This window comes from Alienimonas californiensis (assembly GCF_007743815.1).
GTDB lineage: Bacteria > Planctomycetota > Planctomycetia > Planctomycetales > Planctomycetaceae > Alienimonas > Alienimonas californiensis.
Genome location: NZ_CP036265.1, coordinates 1944512 through 1963459, shown reverse-complemented (window position 1 = coordinate 1963459; position 18948 = coordinate 1944512). Strand labels below are relative to the sequence as shown.

The following is an 18948-nucleotide window of genomic DNA, read 5'->3' as shown; positions in this document are numbered from 1 at the left end:
GCTATTCGTCCCTCAGCGTGAGCCGGTAGATCCGGTTGACCGACGTGAGGGTCGGGTGCCGGACGACGTTCAACACCGCCGTTTCCCCCTCCAACTGGTAGCCGAACGCCTCGCCGGTGAGGGGGTTGTCCGGAACCGGAACCGCATCAACCTCGCTCAGGCTTTGCGGAAAGGCCCCGGCCGTCGCGGCGTGGGCCCGTAGCGCCTCGATCGTCCGCAGCGCGGCGAGGTCCGTCTTCGCCCGCAGGACGACCTGATACGCTCGCCGGATCGCCGGCAAATTGGTCACCGACGCCAAGCCCGTCTCGCGACCGCGGAGATCGAACTCCCCGCCGCGGTCCGGCGCCTCCTCGACCCCGCCCGCGGCGAAGATCATGGCTTCGACGTTCGCCAATGCGGCGTACGCGTCCCGCGGCGGGAGCGCGAGGGCGACGCGGGCGGCGTCGGCGACCCGTCGCCACGTCCGCCCCTCGGCGACGGCGAGGACCTGCCCCGCCGGCATCGCTTCGACGGCACCGCGGTTCATGCCGGTTTCGATCAGTGCCGCCCGTTCGGCGGGGGCCCGGTCGGCGAGCAGCCGGGCGACCGCCGCGGCCGCGTCTTCAGGGTCCGTCTCGCCGCGGCCGTCCAATTCGTAAATGTCCCGATACAACTCCACCCACGCCGTCCGCCATCGCTCCGCAGACCAGTCCCGCGTCTCGGCGTCCTTCAGCCACGGCGCGAAGCGGTGGGGGAGCGACAGTTCGAAATCCCAACTGTCCGCCAGCCCCGCGGCGGGGTCGGGCAGTTCGGCGAGGGCGTTGTATAGATTCGGCGAGTCCGGCGCCGCGACGATCGCCTCGATGAGGTGATCTCGCGTGATTGTGCCGACCGCGAGTCCCACCAGATCGGCGATCAGGAACGGCGCCCGGCCGGCGTCCTCGGAGAGCCGCAGCGCGACCCGTGCGTCCGCCAGCGCCTTGTCGAGGTCGCCCCGCCCGACCCGTGCCCGACCCCGCAACGCGATCAGCCGGGCCAGGCCGCGGACCTCCTGAATCTCCGGCAGCAGGAACGAGACAGACTCCCGCCCGTCGATCCCGTCCAGACCGAACCCCCAGTCCGCCGGCCCCCGACGGGCGGCCGCCTCCATCTGTTCAAAAACCTGCATTTCCTCCCAAGAGACTGTGCCGAATGCCCGGCCGATCCGCTCCGGCGTCAGTTGGTCCGAGGAGTCGCTCAGTAACAGTTCGCCGGCGATCTCCTGAAGGGAGCGGACCGGTTCGCCCTCCGCATCGCGTACGCGGTTCGTTTCGGCCTGGGTCAGGACCAACTCGGCCCGATACCAGTACGTCACGGCGCTGCCGGGCCGTCGGTCCTCCTCCGGCATCGTCAGCCGGTACCGCAGCGGCGGGTCCGGCAGCGGGGCGGGGGAGACGGTCAGCTTCCGCACCTCCGGACTCTCCGGCCGGTCCGCCGGGGCTTCCTGGGGTTCTTGAAGAACGACCGCCGGCGGGTCCGGCTCCGGCGGTGGGTCGGCGGCGAGGAGCAGCCCGGCGAAGACGGCGGCGAGGGGCGAGGCGAGCATCGGTGCGGGCGGGGCGGGACGGGGACGCGGTCGTCACGGCAACGTCGCGGACCGCAATCGGCGCCCGTCGGAAAGGGTCGGGGCGAGCCGGGGGGCGGACGCCGCGTCGATCCGTATGATGCCCGCCCCCGAACCTCTCCCGACCTCTTTCCCCACGACCCCCGCCGTCCGGCGGGCCCAATCTCGGCGATGGCGGACGACTACTACAAAACCCTCGGCGTCTCCCGGACCGCGGACGCCGCGGAGATCCGCAAGGCGTACCGCAAGCTGGCCCGCGAAAACCACCCGGACCGCAACCCCGACGACCCCAAGGCCGCCGAGACGTTCAAGGCCGTCGGCGAGGCCTACGGCGTGCTCTCCGACGCCGACAAACGCGCCCAGTACGACCGCTTCGGCTCCAACTACAAGCAGTTCGGCGGCGGCCGGCCCGGCGGCGGCAGCCCCTTCGGCGGGGGCGGCGGGAGCCCGTTCGGCGGGGGCGGCTTCGGCGGGGGTCAGCAGGTCGACGTGGGCGACCTGTTCGGCGAGGGCGGGTTCGACCTGAACGATCTGCTGGGCGGCCTCGGCGGGGCGGGGCGGGGACCGCGGGGCGGGGGGAGCCCCTTCGGCGGCGCCGGCGCCCACGGCGGACGAACCCGCTCCCGCAAGGGGGCCGACGTCCGCACGACCGTGACCGTGCCCTTCATCGTCGCCGCCCGCGGCGGGGAGTACGAGCTGAACCTCGACCGCGGCGGCAAGCGGGAATCGCTGACCGTTAAGATCCCCGCCGGCATCGCCGACGGCGGCACGATGCGTCTGGTCGGCAAGGGGGAGCCCGGCGGCGCCGGGGCGGGCGATCTGCTGCTGACCGTCAAAACCGCCGCCCACCCCGTGTTCCGCCGCGACGGGGCGAACCTCGTCATGGACCTCCCCCTCACCCCCGCCGAGGCCGCCCTCGGCGCCAGGGTGGACGTGCCGACCCTCTCCGGGGAGACCGTCACCATGACGATCCCCCCCGGCACCGGCAGCGGCGCCAAGCTGCGGCTCCGCGGCAAGGGCGTCCCCAATCCCAAGACGAACGTCGACGGCGACCAGATCGTGCAGACGAAGATCGTCGTCCCCAAAACCCTCTCCGACCGCCAGCGGGCGTTGTATGAGGAATTGAAGACGCTGGACGCCGACGTGCGGCAGCCCGTCGGCGGATAGGATCGTTCGAAGAGCGGCATTGCACGCTGAGCGTGAGCCCGGAGCGCAAGCTCCGGCCGCGCGTCTCACGCCGGCTGCCGCTCCTCGATCATCGCTCCCCCGTTCGCACAGGTCCGCCCATGGCTCGTTGGCCGGGACTCGCCCAGTTCGCCCTGACCGACCGCGTGGCCCTCGTCACCGGCGGGTCGAAGGGCTTGGGCGAAGCGATGGCGGCGGGGCTGGCCTCGGCGGGGGCGGACCTCTGCCTCGTCAGCCGAACTGAGGGCGAAGCGACCGCCGCCGCGGACCGCATCGCCGACGAATACGGCGTGCGGGCGCTCGGGCTGGCCGCCGACGTCACCGACGAATCCGCCGTGATCGGGATGATCGACCGCTGCGAAACGGAGTTCGGCCGGCTCGATATCCTCGTCAACAACGCCGGGATCAACGTCCGCGGACCGATCGGGGAACTGAGCCTGGAGCAGTTCCGTTCGGTGCAGCGGCTCAACGTGGACGGCCTGTGGCTGTGCTCCAAGTACGCGATCCCCGCGATGAAACGCGGCGGGTACGGGCGGATCGTCAATCTGGCCAGCACATTGGGCGTCGTCGGGCTGGCCGACCGCACGCCCTACGCCAGCAGCAAGGGGGCGGTCGTCCAGCTGACCCGCACGCTGGGCCTGGAGTTGGCGAGGACGGGGATCACGGTGAACGCGATCTGCCCCGGGCCGTTCCTCACCCCAATGAACGCCCCGATCGCCGACACTGAGGAGGCGAAGACGTTCATCGTCGGCGCCACCGCCCTGGGCCGCTGGGGCGAACTGCACGAGATCCAGGGGGCCGCCATCTTTCTGGCCAGCCCCGCGTCCAGTTACATGACCGGCAGCCTGCTGACCGTCGACGGCGGCTGGACCGCCCGCTGAGGGCTTGTTCCGCAGCGTTCCGTCTTGGCTCGGATACCCCCCGGGGGAATGCCCCGATTCCCGCGGCCCGCGCTCGATCTAGGATGACGGCACATCTCGTTTCATATCGGAGCGCCCCGTGTCCAGCCTGCCCGTCGTCGACGCCCCGCCCGCCGCTCAGCCTGCTGCCAAGCCGCCGAAGAAGGCCTGCGGGTCCTGCTGCGGGGCGGACGACGGCGTGCCGGAGAACCCCGCCGCCGGCCTGGCCGGCGCGCCTCCGGGGCGGGTGACGTCGGGACGGGTGTGGACCTGCCCGATGCACCCGGAGGTGGAGCGGAGCGAGCCCGGCGACTGCCCGAAGTGCGGCATGGACCTCGAACTGATCGAGGAGTCCGTTCCCCACGGCCCCGGCGACGGGCACGGCCACGGCGACGAAAGCGCCGGCGAACTCGCCGCGGTCACGCGGCGGTTCTGGATCGCCACGGCGCTGGCCGTCCCGGTGATGATCCTGGCGATGGGTCACATGGTCGGCCTGCCGATCGACGACTGGATTTCGCCCACGGCCAACCGCTGGCTGCAACTGGCCCTCGCCCTGCCGGTCGTGCTGTGGGCGGGCTGGTCGATCCTCGAACGGGGGGTGAAAAGCCTCTGGCCGATGCGGCCGAACATGTTCACCCTGATCGGGCTGGGCGTCGCCGCGGCGACGATTTACAGCGTGATCGCCACCGCCGTGCCGGGCGCCATCCCGGAGGCGTTCGGCGAGAGCGGCCACGACGGGAGCGTGCTGCCGCCGGTCTATTTTGAGGCGGCGGTGACGATCGTCGCGCTGGTGTTGCTCGGTCAGGTGCTCGAACGCCGGGCCCGCCGCCGCACCGGCGACGCGATCCGCGATTTGATGAACCTCGCCCCCGCCACCGCCCGCCGGGTCGGCGAAGACGGGCGTGAGGAAGAGGTGCCGCTGTCCGAAGTGCATCCCGGCGACCTGTTGCGGGTGGTCTCCGGCGCCGCGGTGCCGGTGGACGGCACGGTGGCCGAGGGCGGTTCCCATGTGGACGAATCCATGCTGACCGGCGAGCCGGCCCCGGTTCGCAAGGAGCCCGGCGACGCCGTCACCGGCGGCACGGTGAACGGCAGCGGGTCGTTCACGATGACGGCGGAGCGCGTCGGGGCGGACACCGTGCTGGCCCGGATCGTCACGCTGGTCGCCGAGGCTCGCCGCAGCCGGGCGCCGGTGCAGGACCTCGCCGACCGCGTCGCCGCCTGGTTCGTGCCGGCCGTGGTGCTGGCCGCCGTGCTGTCGTTCGCCGGCTGGTCGCTGCTCTCCGACCGGCCGGATCGTTTGGCGGTCGGAGCCGTGAGCGCCCTGTCGGTCCTCATCATCGCCTGCCCCTGCGCCTTGGGCTTGGCGATTCCGATGAGCGTAACGGTGGGCGTCGGCCGCGGGGCGAAGGCCGGCGTGCTGGTCCGCGACGCCGCGGCGCTGCAGGCGCTCAGCGAAGTGGACACGGTCCTGCTGGACAAGACCGGCACGCTGACGGAGGGCAAGCCGCGGGTGGTCGGCTCTGGAAACAATTTACAGGGTGAGACAGCGGCGATCGTCGCCGCTGTCGAACGGCGCAGCGAACACCCCCTCGCCATGGCGCTCATCCGGGAGTTGGAAGAAGAGACCGACCTCAATCAGTACGCCCCGACTGTCGAAGCGTTCGAGAATCACCCCGGAGGAGGCGTCTCCGCCGTCGTGGACGGACGCCGTGTGTTGATCGGCTCCGAAAGATTCATTCAAGAGAAAGCGGACGCGATCCAGTGGTCTGAATATGACCCGAACGGCCCCGAACAGTCGCGGAACGAGTCTTTATCCTTCGTTTACGCCGCCGTCGCCGCCACGCCCGGCGGCCCGCTCGGGCCGGCGGATTGGTTTGAGGTGAACGACCCGATTCGCCCTGATGCGGCAGAGTCCGTTGCCGCACTGCGGGTGCTGGGCTTGAGCGTGCGGATGATGACGGGAGATCGTTTGCGGGCCGCGGAGTGGGTTGGCAAGGCCGCGGGGATCGAACTGGCCGACATCCGGGCCGATATGCTCCCGAAGGACAAGCACGACGCCGTGCTTGTGCTGCAAAGGCAGGAGCACAAGGTGATGATGGTCGGCGACGGGGTGAACGACGCCCCGGCGCTGGCCGCCGCGGACGTGGGCTGTGCGATCGGCGGCGGCGCCGACGTGGCGATCGGGGCGGCGGACGTGACGCTGGTCGGCGGGGACGTGGCGGCGATCGCCCGGGCGGTACGGCTGGGCCGGGCCGTGATGCGCAACGCCAAGCAGAATCTCGCCCTCGCCCTGGTCTACAACGCCTGCGCGATCCCCGCCGCCGCGGGCCTGCTGACGGCGCTGTTCGGCGTGCCGCTGAGCGTTGTGCCGATGCTCGCCGCCGCCGCGATGGCCTTCAGCGACGTGAGCGTCATCGGCAACGCCCTGCGGCTGCGGGGGGCGAAGCTGGGCTAACGCCCCCGGGGCCGCTTTCTTCGCCGCTCCGCCGCCGCCACACTGCCGGGCCGCTCCCGCCCCGGTCCCGGTATGTTCGCACCGTTCCCCCACCTGATCGCCCAAGCCGGCGGCGGCGGCGGTTACGGCGGCGGGGGAGGAGGCGGCGGCGGCGGTTACAGCGGCGGCGGCGGAAGCGGCGGCGGCTCGGGCGGCGGCGGCGAGGCGATCGTCGCCCTTGTCCGGCTGACGATCCTGTACCCGCACGTGATGATCCCGCTGTGGATCGTCGTCGCGGTCGTCTTCTACTACGGCAAGCGGGAGGAAAAGACCGCCCGCGTCCGTCGCACGATCCGCCGGGGCAGGAAGGTTCAGGAACAGGACCGCCGCAGCGACGCCCTGCAGGCCGTGCGGCAGCGCGACCCCGGCTTCACCGTCGAGCTGTTCCTCGATCGCGTCTCCCACGCGTTCCTCACCACCCAGTACGCCTGGAGCGAACAGAACCTCTCCACCTGCCGGGCGTTCCTCTCCGATGGCGTGCACGAGCGGTTCGAACTCTATATCGGGATGCAAAAAGCGGAGGGCCTCCGCAATCGCATGAAGGACGTGACGGTCGAGTCCGCCAAGATCGTCTCCGTGGAATCCGCCCCGCACTTCGACACGATCCACGTCCGCATCGCCGCCGCGGCGATCACCTACAACGAGAGCCTGACCACCGGGAAGCGGGTCTCCGGGAGGAGCGACCGCACGCGGACGCCTTTCACGGAGGTCTGGTCCTTCTCCCGCCGGCCCGGGGTGAAAACCAGCGCCGACCGTTCCATCCTGGAGGGCCGCTGCCCGAACTGCGGCGGGCCGGTGGCGATCGTGGACCGGGCGGAGTGCCCGCAGTGCGGGTCGATCGTGAACTCCGGCCAGTACGACTGGGTGCTGGCGGAGATCACGCAGGACGAGGAATGGGTCGTCCCCGCCGCCGCCGCCGCCGTGCCCGGCTGGGACGAACTGCGGCGGACCGACCCACACCTCAATGTGCAGCAGATCGAGGACCGGGCCTCCGTCATCTTCTGGCGGGCGATGATGGCCGAGTATCACGACGACTTCGCCCTCGCCGCCCCGGTCGTGCAGCGCGGGGCCGACGCGATCCCCCGCCGTTGGCGGCAGGGCGAGAATCGCTTCTGGAAGACCCCCGCGGTGGGCGTGGTGGAACTGGTCCGCTGCCTGCCCGCCGGCGGGGCCGGGCCGGACGACGGCTTCGAGCGGTTGCGGGTGATGGTGCGGTGGTCGGCGACGCCGGCCTCCGGCGATCGCCGCGACCCGCGGCTGCACGGTCCGCAGCGCATCCGCACGGACGAGATGATCCTCAAACGCAAACGGGGGACGGTCTCGGCGGTGGATCGGGCCTTCTCCTCGGCCAACTGCCAGACCTGCGGCGCCCCGATCGACGCCAGCCGCCGCGACGCCTGTTCGTTCTGCGGCGCCCCGCTGAACGACGGCTCGAACGGCTGGGTGCTGGAGGACGTGGTCGCCTACCAGCCGCTGGTTCACGAGGCGCTGCGCTCCTCGATCGACGACGCTCCGCCCCGGCTGGCCGCGGAGAGCCTGAGCAACCACGCCGAACTGCTGACGGCGATGGCGCGCATGCTGTGGGCCGACGGCTCCCTGCACGAGCGGGAGCGCCAAGACCTGCTCGCCTTCGCCCGGCATCACGGGATCTCCGAGGAGCGGGCCGAGCGGCTGCTGGAAGGCGCCCGCGACGCCGAGCCGGCGCTCGCCCTACCGAACGACCCGGCCGAGGCCAAACAGATGATGGACGCCCTGGTGCGGGCGGCGCTGATCGACGGCCGGCTGGACCGCCGGGAACTCCGGTTGCTGGAACAGGTCGCCGCCCGGGCCGGGTGGACGGCGGCGGACCTCAAGCTCGCCGTGCGTCGCCAAGAAGCCAAGCTCTACCGACAGGCCCGCCAAGTGATTCGGGACGACCGCCGATCAAAGCGCGGACCCCGACGCGGGTCGACGCGGGGACCGATATAATCAAGACCTCGCCGCGACAGTGCGTTCCCCGCCGCGGCCTGCGACCCCGGCCGACCGTCCGGCGGCGCGACGCGCGGCCGGGCGGTCGGGGGAAGCGGCGGGGCTAGCGGAGGTAGCGGCTGGCGACGTAAACCGTACGGCCGTTCGAGACGCGGGCCTCGTAGTACACGTCGCCCGATTTATAATACGGCCGGCCCTGGACCCGCACGGCCGTCGCGCCGGCCGGCAGGGACGACGATTCCCAGCCCAACGGCACTTCGACCATTTGGTACCCGCGGTCGGCCGCCCGGTAATGGACGCCGCCCGCATAATAATAGGTCTGCGAACCGATCCGTTGCGTCGTGTAGCCGGCGGGGAGCGAGGCGGCCGAAGCGCCGGCCGGCGGGGCGACGACGACGAACTCCCCGGACCGCCCGTTGCGGACCGGAGCGAAATACGTCTGGCCGTCTCGGTGATAGGTCACGCCCCGAATCACGATCCGGCTGCTGCCACTCGGCAATGCGGTGACGACGGCGCCGACGGGCGGGGCGGTCGCCACGTACACGGTGCGTCCCGCACGCTGGACCGGTTGATAATACTGCCGTCCGTCCCGGTAGTACGTCGCCGAACCGACCCGCACCACGACGGCGCCACGCGGCAGCGTCGAATGCTCGCCCGCCGACGGTTCGTCCCGCCGATCGTCGTGGATGTCGGCTCGATGGACCTGAGCCGGGCGGTAGACGGGCCGGGCGTCGCCACGATGATACGACTGAGCGGGAGCCGTCGCCGCCCCGACCGCCATGACGGCGAGGGCGACCAGCGGGCCGAGGGTGAGAACGCGCGGAAGCATAACTCTGTTCCTGATCCGTGGGGGCCGGCAGACCTGATCCGTGAGGAGCCGGCGGGGAGCATGCACTGGTTAGTAGGCGATCTCGCAGGTCGTCTAGTGCAGGTCGCCGTTCCGTACGTCAAGCGAGCCCGGGGTCGGAGCCCCGGCGGTGCGCGGACGGCGGCCGTGTTCCCGCTAGAGTGTCCCGCTCCGCTGGTCCTCCCCGTCTCCCCCCGTCGTCTGATGTGGCCGAACTCCGACGAGACGCAACAACTGCTCGCCGACGCCGGGCGGGCCGAAGGCCCGGCCCGCACCGACGCCCGCAACGACCTGATGGACCGCCACCGGCGGAGCCTGGAACGGTTGGTCCGCATGCGGCTGGACCGGCAGGTCCAGCGTCGGGTGGACGCCAGCGACGTCGTGCAGGACGTGTTGCTGGAGGCCCACAAACGGCTGGACGACTTCCTGGCGGACGGCTCGATGCCGTTTCACCTCTGGCTGCGGCAATTGGCCCGCGACCGCATCATCGACATGCACCGCCGGCACCGCGTCGCCGCCAAGCGCAGCGTCGATCGGGAGCAGTCGCTGACGAGCGGCCGCCCCGGCGACGACGATGACGACGGCGTCCGCCTCGCCGCCCAACTCAAAGACGCCGAACTGACCCCCGCCGCGGCGACCATTCGCAAAGAACTGGAAGAGAAGTTCGTCGCCGCCCTCGACGAATTGAGCGAGGACGACCGTGATTTACTGCTGATGCGACATATCGAAGGCCTCGGCAACAGCGAGGTCGCCCAGGCGCTGGGCTTAAGCCAGCCCGCCGCCGGCATGCGGCACCTGCGGGCCCTGCGGCGACTCCGCAAGGTGCTGGGCGAATCGGCGCAGCCGTAGCCTTGGAACCGCGACCGTCAGGGAGCCGGCCCCCTCGACGGTCCCTTCTTGGAGCCGGCTCCCTAACGGTCGCGGTTCTCAACTCGTCCCCCCATGCACGCATTATTATTCGATATTGACGGCACCCTGCTGCTGGCCGGGTCCGGCGGGCCGGCGATGGCGGCGGCGGCCCGGGCCGCGTTCGGGTCGGTGCTGGAGGAATACGACGTCTCCTTCCACGGCCGAACCGACACGGCCATCGCCGGGGAATATCACGCCGCCCACGAGGCGGAGCACACGCCGGAGAGCCACCGCGTCTTTCAGGAGGCCTACCTCGCCGCGTTGCCCGGCGTGCTGGCGGGGGGCGACGGCCGCGTGCTGCCCGGGGTGCCGGCGCTGCTGGAGGCGCTGTCCGCCCGGGAGGACGTGCTGCTCGGGCTGCTCACCGGCAACTTCGCCCGGGGGGCGGCGACGAAGCTGTCGCACTTCAATTTGGACCGATATTTCGACTTGTCCGTCGGCGGATACGGCGACCACTCCCCCGACCGCAACGACGTCGCCCGGGCCGCGGTGGAGGTGTTGCCGCCGGGGATGGACGAGGTCTGGGTGATCGGCGACACCCCCGCGGACGTCACCTGCGGCAAGTCGGTCGGGGCGAAAACCTTCGCCGTGGCGACCGGGAGTTATTCGCGGGACGAACTGGCCGAGTGCGGGGCCGACCTGTTGTTGGAGGACCTCTCCGACACCCCCGCGGTGCTGCGGGCGTTGGGGTTGAGCTGAGGCGTTCCGACGACCGCCTGCGGTTTTGCGGGGACGAAGGACCTGGCGCCTCCGCGAAACCGCAAGCGGCGGTGAACCGGACGAAGCCTCCGCCCCGCCGTACGACGGCCTACCGCATGGCGGTCAGCGCGTCCGGGCGGGCGGCGGCGAGGGTCAGTTCGGGGCAGTTCAGCCGCTCCGCCCAGGCCGTGGTCGTGGCGACCTGGTCCGGGGCGGAGACGCCGGGGTACAGGTCGGCGTCCTCCGCGGCGGCGCTCAGGACGCCGGCCAGCAGACGGCCGGTCGAACGGCCGGGGAACCACTCCCGCACCAGGGCGTCGACCGCTTCCACGCGGTCGGCGGTCGGGTCGAGGATGGCGTCGGCCAGTCGGTCGGCGATCCGCACCACCACGTCCAGCGCCGCCGGCGGGTCGCCGTCCGGGCCGGGTTCGTGCGGTTCGAGGTGATGGCCGCCGGCGGCGTTCGCCAGTTCCTCCGGCAGCCCCCACTTCAACAGGAACCGGCCGCCCAGCTCCGCGTGATCGAGGCCGAACCGCGCCCGCTCCGCGGCCAGCAGGTCCGGGCCGTGCGGCGTGCTGAGGTGCAGCTCGGGATAGACGGACGGATCGAAGCCGCCCAGCAGCATCACCCCTAAATCGCAGATCAGGGCGGCGGTGTAGGCCTCGTCGGCGGCGGGGGATTCGCCGCTGCCCCCCTTGGCCAGTTCGGCGGCCGCCGCGGCGCTGACCACCGCCCGCCGCCAGACCGCCGCGTGCAGCGGTTTGTCCGGGCTGAAGCGGTCCGCGAGGCTGAAGGTGACCGCCAACAGCCGCAGGCTGCGGCGCCCGACGTAGGCGGCGGCCCGTCGCACGCCGGTCACGCGGTGCCGCAGGCCGTAGCGGGCGCCGTTGACGACCCGCAGCAGCTTCGCGGTCAGGGCCGGATCGCACTCCACGCAGCGGACCAGCTCCCGCATGTCGTAATCCTCCTGCCCGGTCAGGGCCAGCAGCCGGCGGGAGGCCAGGTCGCCGGCCTGCAACTCCGCCACGGAGGAGAGGTAGGCGTCCAGCTTCGCCGGATCCGCCGCGGGGCGTGCCGACGGGTGCGGGGCCGTGTGCGGCCGCGGCACGGCGCGGTGCCGGGGATCGGGGCGATCGGGACGGTAGGGGGCGGCGGCGATCATGAGACGAACGGCGGGGGAGGGAGGAAGCCGCGGGGACGGCGGCGACGCCGACGGGAGCCGACCGGCCTCGGCGGAGGACGGCGTCAGTCAAGGGGTAGGTCGAAACCGCGGGCGGGGCGCGAACTCCTCGTGCGGGGATCGGGCGAACCGCCCGAGGCCCTCGCCGCGGCGCCGAAGATGCCGGTCGCCGGGGCCGTTCGGCCGGGCCGGTCGCCGACGAGCCGGCGGGCGGGCGAACCGCCCGGCGCGGCGGAGAAATCGGGCCTACGGTCGCGTCAGTCCCGGTTCCCTCGGAGGGAGCCCCGTCCCGCTTCTCCTGCCGCTGTCATGCCCGCCCTGCCGACCGGCGACGAAATCAAAACGCTGCCGCTCCGGGCCGTCGTGGCCTACGCTCACCGCTGCGCCGCCCGCGCCGCCCGGCGCTGCCTGCCGGACTCCGGCGCCAGCGGGGGGATGCCGTCGGCGTTCGGCTGTGGGGAGGCGGTTCGCCGCGCCCTGCGGCCGGCCGCCAAGGTGGCCGCCGGCGAGGCCGTCTCCGCCCGCGAACTGACCGCCGCCGAGGACGTGATCGTCGCCACCGTCGCCCGCCTGGGCCGCGGCGACGAGGACCGCGACGCCGACGGCCGGCAATACGCGGGCGGCACGCACCTCAACCCCACCGGCCGGAGCGTGGCGATGACCGCCAACGCCGCCTACGCGGCGCTGGCGGCGGCGGCCGCGGTGGCGGACGAGACCTCCGGCAGCCGCTCCATCCGCGGGCATCGGGCGGTGCTCAGCGCCCTGACCGCCGCCGAGGCCGCCGCCGGCGCCTGCCCGCCGATTCGCATCGGCATCCGCCGCGACTTCGGCCTGCTCAGTCGGTTGCACCTCGGGGCGTTCCCCGACCCCGGCCGCGGCGTGGACGTCTCCGACGGCGGCCCGCTGGGAGCCTGCGGCGACGACAACCGCCTCGCCGCCGTCGGCGCCCTCGACGACGGGTTCGCCGCGGAGAACTTCGACGAGGACGACTTCGACCCCGAAGCCGCCGTCGACGAATCCCGCGAAGAACGCCCGGCGAGCGAACCGCTCAGACCACGGCAGGCCGAGGCGGCGACCGACGCCGCCTCCGCGAAGCCGGTCGCCCCGCCGAACGCCCCGCCGTCGGACCTGTTCGGCGACCCGTTCGGCGACCCGTTCGGCGACTCCTTCAACGACCCGTTCGGCGACACGTTGCCGGCGGTGATGACCGACCCCTTCGCCGCTCCGGGCGGCCTCACGCACTGGACGCCGGGGGCGTCGGGGGCGGGGGGCGAGATTGCCGTCACGGGGGGCGAGATTGCCGTCACGGGGGGCGAGCACGCGGTCGCGGGGGGCGGCATGGCCCGGTCGGCGGCGACGCTGGCCCGGCGGGAGGCGGCGCTGGCCGCCCGCGACGCCTCCCTGAGCGCCCGGGAAGCGTCGTTGGCGGAACGCGCCTCCAACCTCGCCGAGCGCGAAGCGGATCTGGCCGAACGGGCCGCCGACCTCGCCGACCGCGACGCTGAACTAAACGAACGCGACGCCGAACTGATTGACCGTCAGGCGGAACTGGCCGACCGCGAAGCGGAACTGGCCGATCGGGAGACGGAGTTGGAGGAACGGGAGACGGACCTCGCCGACCGGGACGCGGCGCTGGAGGAGCGGGCCGTGGCCCTGGACGCCGCCACGCGGGCGGTCGCCGCCCGCACCCGGACCGCCGCCGGAGAACTGTCCGCCGCCCGGGCGGAGCGGCAGGAACTGGCGGACGCCGCCGCCGCCCTGCAGGACGTGCTCAGCCGGCACCCGCTGCTGGCGGGAGCGCTCGTCGGCGGGTCGTCCGACGGCCCGCCGCGGCGCCCGCCGCAACGCCGCATCGCTTCGGAGGCGGCCTGCGCCGCCATTTGACCGGCTCCCCGCCGGTTCCCCCGGCTCCCCGCCGGCGCCCCCCTCGCCCTTCTGGAAGAACGCCCCGATGTCCGTCCTCCTCAGTGCCCCGCCGCCGCTCGCCCCGGAACTGGCCGTCCAGAACCGCGGCCGCACCGCCGCCGCCGCGTCGGCTCCGCCGCGGCCGACGGATTCGCCGCGGCTCCTGATGGACCTGATGGACCTCCGCCCGCCCGGCGGCGCCCCCCCGGGGGCGCCGATCGCCGCGGTCTGCCGGAACGCGCTGATCGACGCGCTGCGGCACCGGGACCATCGCACCCTCACCCATTCGCACCGGGCCGCCTGGCTGGCCGGCGGGGTCGCCCGCGGGCTGGGCGTGGGCGGGGCGGCGTTGGCCGTCGTCGAAACCGCCGCCCTGCTGCACGACGTGGGCAAAATCGGCGTGCCGGACAACATCCTCTATAAGCCCGGCCCGCTCTGCACCGACGAGGCCGAATTGATGGACCTGCACCGCGGCATCTGCTCGACGGTGTTGCAGGCCTGCGGCGCCAGCGACGACCTGCTCGCCGTGATCGCCCGCGTCGGCGCCGAGGACGACCCGGACGACGACGCCCGCAGCGAGGTCCACGACCTGCCCGGTCGCATCGTCAGCCTCTGCGAAGCCTACGACTCCCTCCGCACCGCCCAGCCGTACCGCGACGGCTACCCGCACGAGGCGGCGCTCAAGGCGCTGTCCGGCCGCACCTCGCACCGCTACGACCCGACGATCCTCGACAATCTCGACCGCTGGGTGCGGACCCAGGGCGAGGCCTCCGCCCTGGACGAACTGCTCGCCCCGGCCCAGGGCGCCGGGACCGGGTCCGACCCCGCCTCGGCCCTGCGGGCGGTGCGGTTCTGCCATATCTTCGGCTATCTGTCCCTGCTGGAAACGCTTTACGAGGGCTTCTGCCTGCTGGACGCGGACCTCCGCTGCACCGTCTGGAGCCCCGGGCTGGAGGGCCTGCTGGGTCATCGGGCGAGCGACCTGCGGGGTGAAATCCGGACGGCCGGCACGCTGGAGTTCGCGGACGCCGACGGCAACCCGCTGTCCGACGGCGACCGGCCGCTGGACCGCATGCTGTCCACCGGCCGCCCGCTAGCGGAGACCGTGAAGGTCCGCCGCGGCGCCGGAGCGAACGGCCGCCCCGGCGCCGGCGCGAACGCCGACGAATGGGTCGACGTGGAGGTGCAGGTCTTCCACCTGACTGACTCCGACGGCGGGGTGCGGGGGGTGGCGGAGATCTATCGGAACCTGAACCGTCCGCTGTCCCGTCCGCGGGAATATAAGGAGCTGCGGCGGGCCGCGACCCGGGACCCGCTCACCGGCGTGGCGAACCGCGGGGAGTTGGAGTCCCGCCTGGCCCGCGCCCTGCGGGAGAGCCGCGAGGAAGGCCGCCCGCTGGCGGTGATGTTCCTCGACCTGGACCACTTTAAATCGATCAACGACACCTGGGGCCACGGCGTGGGCGACGAGGTGCTCAAGCACCTCACCACGTTGTTAAAAGCGGAGTGCTACAGCGGCGAGACGGTCGGCCGGTACGGCGGGGAGGAGTTCGTCGTCGTCTGCCCGCAGACCGATCTGGCCGCCGCCGCCAAACGGGCCGACCGCCTGCGGCGGGTGATCGCGGAGACGAAGGTGAACGGCCGCTCCCAGCCCCGCCCGACGGCCAGCTTCGGCGTCGCCGCCGCGGAGCCGGGCGACACCGTCGAATCGCTGGTTCAGCGGGCCGACGCGGCCCTGTACCTCTCCAAGGACACCGGCCGGAACAAAGTGACGGCGTTGACGGAGGCCCAGCGCCGCGACGGCGCCGATCCCGCCGCCGCCGAGCGGCGGGACCGCGTCGCCGATTTCCGGGGCGCCGCCGCCGGCGGGGGCTTTCGCCTCGAACAGACGGTGCAGGCCTGCCTGGCGGCGTCGATGGTCACGCACAAGATGCGCGGCTTCCTGGAGGACCACGCCGCCCGGGCGATCAGCGTCACCGACTCCGAGATTCGCTTCAAACTGGGCCACGCCGGCCTGACCGGCCGCTGGGGCCGCCGCCGCGACGACTGCCCTGTGGAGGTCCGCGTGAAGGTCGGGGCGGAGCTGATGAAGACCCGCAGCGCCGCCGGGCTGAACGACGTGACGCTGGTGATCACGCCGCTCGGCTGGGGCGTGAAGCGAGCGGTGTGGGAGGAGCGCAGCGGCCAAGTCGCCCGCGACCTGCGGGCCTACCTCGCCGCGGGGCAGAGCGACGTGGGGCAGTGGAAATAATCCCGCGGCGCCCGCGTTGAGCCGCGGGGCGGGGGGCCTCCCGGTGGCGACGATCGGGCGGGTTCGCCAGACTGTGCGGGTCCGTTTCCGGTTCGAACGCCCCCATGCCTGTCGGCCTGTCCGCCCACCTGCACACGGCCCTCTGCCGCGGGGAAGACGCCGCGGACGTGCGCGGGTATCGCCTCTCCGAGGCCGCCAGCGGCGGGACGTTTGCGGACGTCGCCTATCTGCTGCTCCACGAGACCCTACCGGACCCGGACCACCTCGCCGACTTCCGCACCCTGCTGACCTGCGCCGCGGAGGTCCCCCCGATCATCCGGGCCCTCACCGAAGAACTGCCCCTGCACGTCACCCCGGGGCAGACGCTCCGCACGGTGGTCAGCCTGCTGGGCGAGTTCGACGCCCAAGCCGGCCAGACCGGCCCCGCGGCGTTCCGCATCCAGGCCGTCGACCTGATGGCCCGCCTGCCGCTGGTGTTCGCGGCCACCCGGTTCTTCAAGAACGGCAAACAGCCGGAGGCGAACCCGGAACTGTCGTTCTCCGCGGACCTGGTGCGCCTGCTGACCGGCAAGACGCCCACCGAGGCGGAGGAGGTGGCGTTCATGGCGGATATGGTCCTCGCCGCGGACCCCGCCCCCAGCCCGGACGTCTTCGCCGCCCGCCTCGCCGCCGCCCGCGGGGCGGACCTGTACGGCGTGGTCACCGCCGCCCTGTGCAACGGCGACGGCCCCCCCGGCGGCGGGGACACGATCACCGATCAGGAGGACGTCACCAGCGCCGTCGCCCGCTGCGTGGCTCGCGTCCCCGTCTGGGCCGCCCACGCCATGGAGCAACTCCGCGAGTTGGAGAACGCCCCCGGCGGCCACGTCGAAACCACCGTCACCTACGACCGCCCCACCGAACGCCTGTTCGAGCCGCTGAGCGAACGGTGACTCGTCCGTGAGCCCGAAGCGCAAGCGAGGGTTTCGACGGTCGATCGCAGGATGGACGTCGTTCACCTCGCTTGCGTTTCGGGCTCACGAACCCTTCCGCACCATGCTCCGCGTCGGCATCCTCACCGTCTCCGATCGGGCGACCGCCGGGGTGTATGAAGACCGCGGCGGCCCCGCCGTGCGGGACTTCTGCGAGGCGAACCTCGCCGACCACGCCGGCGGCTGGGAGCCGCACAGCCGCGTCGTGCCGGACGAACCGCCGCAGATCCGCGAGGCGGTGCTCGACCTGATCAATGAAGGTTGTCGCCTGATCATCGCCACCGGCGGCACCGGCCCGACGGCCCGGGACGTCACGCCCGAGGCGATTCTCCCCCTGCTGGACAAGGAACTGCCCGGCTTCGCGGAGAAGATGCGGGCGGACGCCTGGGACGAGGTGCCCACCGCGATCCTCGCCCGTCAGGCCTGCGGCGTGCGGGGGAACGCCCTCATTCTCACGCTCCCCGGCAGCCCCAAAGCGATCCCGCAGTGCCTCGGCGCCGTCTGGGGGGCGGTGCCGCACTGTTTGAAATTGATTGCGGACAACCGGCCCGCGGACGTTTAGAACCGCGACCGTCAGGGAGCCGGCTCCCTGACGGTCGCGGTTCTATGTTCAGCCCACGATCCCCGTGATGTCCAGTTCATAAAGCTGCCGGCCGCCCTCGTGCGGGCTGTCGACGCAGACGGTCCGCCCGTCGCGGCTGACGCGGGGGTGGGTGTCGCAGCGCCATTCGCCCTGATAGGCCGGCGGGCTGTGGAACGAGGCGAGGTCGAACCGCTCCCCGGTCGGCACGTGGTAGAGATACACCGTTTGCAGCCGCCCTTTGCCCTGCGGATAGGTGTCGTTCAAGATCCACTCGCCCGTCTTCCACGGCGAGCCCTCGGGGGCGGGCAGGTAGGTGTTGTGGCCGTTGACCGGCATTTTCTCCGGCCCCACGGGCGTCACCTCGTCCGTTCGATCCTTGAACAGATAAAAACCCCACTCCTTCCCGGCGGGCTTCGTCCAGGCGCAAATATGCTCCGGGTCGCGCCAGATAAAGTGACTCGTCGAACCGCTGGGGTCGAGGACGTACGGCTCCGACCCGTCGGCGTTCACCGTGAACATGCGGGTTTGAAACCCGCCTTTCCCGCCGTCCGGCCGCCAGCGGTGCAGCACGATGAACCGCTCCCCGTTCGGGCTGTACAGCAGGTGATTGAAATAATGCTTCGCCCCGTCCATCGACGACTGCCGGGGCTCGATCGCGGCGGCTTCGGCGATGCTGAAGATTAATTCACTCTCGCCGCTGTCGAGGTCCACCGACCGCACGCCGCTTTCGCCCGGGACCAGTTCGTCCGCGTGCGGGTCCGGCAGGCCGGCGTAGCCGTAGCCGGGGCGGAGGTCGTTGATCCGGCGGAAATCGGCGTTGATGCCGGTCCTGCCGTCCGGGGCGAGGGTGTAGATCGGCTCGGGGATCGTGCGGAGGCTGGGGCCGTCCGTCGGTTCGAGGGACAGATCGAGCAGCCGGCAGACGAAGCGGTCGCCCTCCCGGTCGTTCCAGACGATCTCGTCCCCGTGCCCCGGGCGGAACTGCAACATGCACCCCTGCTGCCAACCGAAGGAGGCGGACCGGCCGATCTCCCGGAAGCCGTCGTCGGTCGTGCGGTCCACGAAGCCGACGCCGATCGAATCCGCCGCGGTCGGGCTGCGGCCCTCGAAGTCGACCGAATTGCTCAGCACGAACTGATCGCCCGGGCTGAACTGCAGCTTGTCGTAGTACCCGAACCAGTGGTGGGCCGGCCCGCCGGTCAGCTTGCGGACCGGCACGCGGGCGTTCTGCACGCCGCCCTCCGCGGCCCGGCCGCGGCGGGGCCGGGCGAGGGCGGCGGCCCCGGCCAGCGAGCCGGCGACGAAGGTGCGGCGGGACAGCGGGGGGGCGAACATGCGAAGCTCCGGCGGGCGCGGCGGGCGGGCGAGAGCCCCATCGTTCGCCGCGGGCGGGGCGGTCGCAACGCCGCACGCCCGTCGGTATCCTGCCCGGCCGCCCAGGCCCTCCCCGGCCTTCCGTTTCCGACCGTATC

14 protein-coding genes are annotated in these 18948 nt (G+C 72.3%); 10 read left to right on the top strand and 4 right to left on the bottom strand.

The genetic code is table 11. The features are described from left to right. Window position 1: 1 nt before the first annotated feature. Window positions 2-1564, bottom strand: a complete 1563-nt coding sequence (locus CA12_RS07540) for a hypothetical protein (RefSeq protein ID WP_145358269.1) — start codon at window positions 1562-1564, stop codon at window positions 2-4. Between the two features lie 189 nt (window positions 1565-1753). On the opposite strand from CA12_RS07540, the gene CA12_RS23100 reads away from it, so the two are divergent. The 4 genes from CA12_RS23100 (at window position 1754) to CA12_RS07520 (ending at window position 8131) form a co-directional block, all read left to right on the top strand. Beyond that, window positions 1754-2749, top strand: a complete 996-nt coding sequence (locus CA12_RS23100; RefSeq protein ID WP_145358267.1) for a DnaJ C-terminal domain-containing protein — start codon at window positions 1754-1756, stop codon at window positions 2747-2749. 119 nt (window positions 2750-2868) lie between these two features. After that, window positions 2869-3648: an SDR family NAD(P)-dependent oxidoreductase gene (locus CA12_RS07530; RefSeq protein ID WP_145358265.1), complete on the top strand. Its 780-nt coding sequence runs from the start codon at window positions 2869-2871 to the stop codon at window positions 3646-3648. A 118-nt stretch (window positions 3649-3766) separates the two neighbouring features. Continuing rightward, window positions 3767-6124: a copper-transporting P-type ATPase gene (locus CA12_RS07525; RefSeq protein ID WP_145358263.1), complete on the top strand. Its 2358-nt coding sequence runs from the start codon at window positions 3767-3769 to the stop codon at window positions 6122-6124. A 72-nt stretch (window positions 6125-6196) separates the two neighbouring features. Next, window positions 6197-8131, top strand: coding sequence for a TIM44-like domain-containing protein (locus CA12_RS07520; RefSeq protein ID WP_145358262.1), 1935 nt, complete (start codon window positions 6197-6199; stop codon window positions 8129-8131). A 103-nt stretch (window positions 8132-8234) separates the two neighbouring features. Here CA12_RS07520 and CA12_RS07515 read toward each other — a convergent pair whose 3' ends face one another. Further along, on the bottom strand, window positions 8235-8960 hold the full coding sequence (locus CA12_RS07515) for a DUF6515 family protein (RefSeq protein ID WP_145358260.1): 726 nt from the start codon (window positions 8958-8960) through the stop codon (window positions 8235-8237). Window positions 8961-9182: 222 nt separating this feature from the next. Here CA12_RS07515 and CA12_RS07510 point away from each other — a divergent pair, with 222 nt between their 5' ends. Together CA12_RS07510 and CA12_RS07505 are read left to right on the top strand one after the other, a co-directional pair. Further along, on the top strand, window positions 9183-9827 hold the full coding sequence (locus tag CA12_RS07510; RefSeq protein WP_145358258.1) for a sigma-70 family RNA polymerase sigma factor: 645 nt from the start codon (window positions 9183-9185) through the stop codon (window positions 9825-9827). 93 nt (window positions 9828-9920) lie between these two features. Beyond that, window positions 9921-10586, top strand: coding sequence for an HAD family hydrolase (locus tag CA12_RS07505; RefSeq protein ID WP_145358256.1), 666 nt, complete (start codon window positions 9921-9923; stop codon window positions 10584-10586). 109 nt (window positions 10587-10695) lie between these two features. Here CA12_RS07505 and CA12_RS07500 read toward each other — a convergent pair whose 3' ends face one another. Beyond that, window positions 10696-11748 (bottom strand): HDOD domain-containing protein, encoded by a 1053-nt coding sequence (locus CA12_RS07500; RefSeq protein WP_145358254.1) that lies wholly within the window; start codon window positions 11746-11748, stop codon window positions 10696-10698. A 327-nt stretch (window positions 11749-12075) separates the two neighbouring features. Between CA12_RS07500 and CA12_RS07495 the strand changes: the two genes are divergently transcribed. The 4 genes from CA12_RS07495 to mog all read left to right on the top strand — a co-directional run bounded on the left by CA12_RS07495 (window position 12076) and on the right by mog (window position 17455). After that, window positions 12076-13650, top strand: a complete 1575-nt coding sequence (locus tag CA12_RS07495) for a hypothetical protein (protein ID WP_145358253.1) — start codon at window positions 12076-12078, stop codon at window positions 13648-13650. Between the two features lie 67 nt (window positions 13651-13717). Next, window positions 13718-15922 (top strand): diguanylate cyclase, encoded by a 2205-nt coding sequence (locus CA12_RS07490; RefSeq protein WP_145358251.1) that lies wholly within the window; start codon window positions 13718-13720, stop codon window positions 15920-15922. Between the two features lie 104 nt (window positions 15923-16026). Then, window positions 16027-16854 carry a citrate/2-methylcitrate synthase gene (locus tag CA12_RS07485; RefSeq protein ID WP_145358250.1) on the top strand — a complete coding sequence of 276 codons (828 nt, stop codon included), beginning with the start codon at window positions 16027-16029 and terminating at the stop codon, window positions 16852-16854. Between the two features lie 103 nt (window positions 16855-16957). After that, window positions 16958-17455, top strand: coding sequence for a molybdopterin adenylyltransferase (gene mog / locus CA12_RS07480; protein WP_145358248.1), 498 nt, complete (start codon window positions 16958-16960; stop codon window positions 17453-17455). A gap of 48 nt (window positions 17456-17503) precedes the next feature. Here mog and CA12_RS07475 read toward each other — a convergent pair whose 3' ends face one another. Continuing rightward, on the bottom strand, window positions 17504-18811 hold the full coding sequence (locus tag CA12_RS07475) for a hypothetical protein (RefSeq protein ID WP_145358246.1): 1308 nt from the start codon (window positions 18809-18811) through the stop codon (window positions 17504-17506). Window positions 18812-18948: the final 137 nt, after the last annotated feature.

Excerpts from the sequence above, each read along its gene's own strand:
- CA12_RS07540 (WP_145358269.1), bottom strand. The coding sequence starts at position 1,564 with ATGCTCGCCTCGCCCCTCGCCGCCGTCTTCGCCGGGCTGCTCCTCGCC.
- CA12_RS23100 (WP_145358267.1), top strand. The coding sequence starts at position 1,754 with ATGGCGGACGACTACTACAAAACCCTCGGCGTCTCCCGGACCGCGGAC.
- CA12_RS07530 (WP_145358265.1), top strand. The coding sequence starts at position 2,869 with ATGGCTCGTTGGCCGGGACTCGCCCAGTTCGCCCTGACCGACCGCGTG.
- CA12_RS07520 (WP_145358262.1), top strand. The coding sequence starts at position 6,197 with ATGTTCGCACCGTTCCCCCACCTGATCGCCCAAGCCGGCGGCGGCGGC.
- CA12_RS07515 (WP_145358260.1), bottom strand. The coding sequence starts at position 8,960 with ATGCTTCCGCGCGTTCTCACCCTCGGCCCGCTGGTCGCCCTCGCCGTC.
- CA12_RS07510 (WP_145358258.1), top strand. The coding sequence starts at position 9,183 with ATGTGGCCGAACTCCGACGAGACGCAACAACTGCTCGCCGACGCCGGG.
- CA12_RS07505 (WP_145358256.1), top strand. The coding sequence starts at position 9,921 with ATGCACGCATTATTATTCGATATTGACGGCACCCTGCTGCTGGCCGGG.
- CA12_RS07500 (WP_145358254.1), bottom strand. The coding sequence starts at position 11,748 with ATGATCGCCGCCGCCCCCTACCGTCCCGATCGCCCCGATCCCCGGCAC.
- CA12_RS07495 (WP_145358253.1), top strand. The coding sequence starts at position 12,076 with ATGCCCGCCCTGCCGACCGGCGACGAAATCAAAACGCTGCCGCTCCGG.
- CA12_RS07490 (WP_145358251.1), top strand. The coding sequence starts at position 13,718 with ATGTCCGTCCTCCTCAGTGCCCCGCCGCCGCTCGCCCCGGAACTGGCC.
- CA12_RS07485 (WP_145358250.1), top strand. The coding sequence starts at position 16,027 with ATGCCTGTCGGCCTGTCCGCCCACCTGCACACGGCCCTCTGCCGCGGG.
- mog (WP_145358248.1), top strand. The coding sequence starts at position 16,958 with ATGCTCCGCGTCGGCATCCTCACCGTCTCCGATCGGGCGACCGCCGGG.
- CA12_RS07475 (WP_145358246.1), bottom strand. The coding sequence starts at position 18,811 with ATGTTCGCCCCCCCGCTGTCCCGCCGCACCTTCGTCGCCGGCTCGCTG.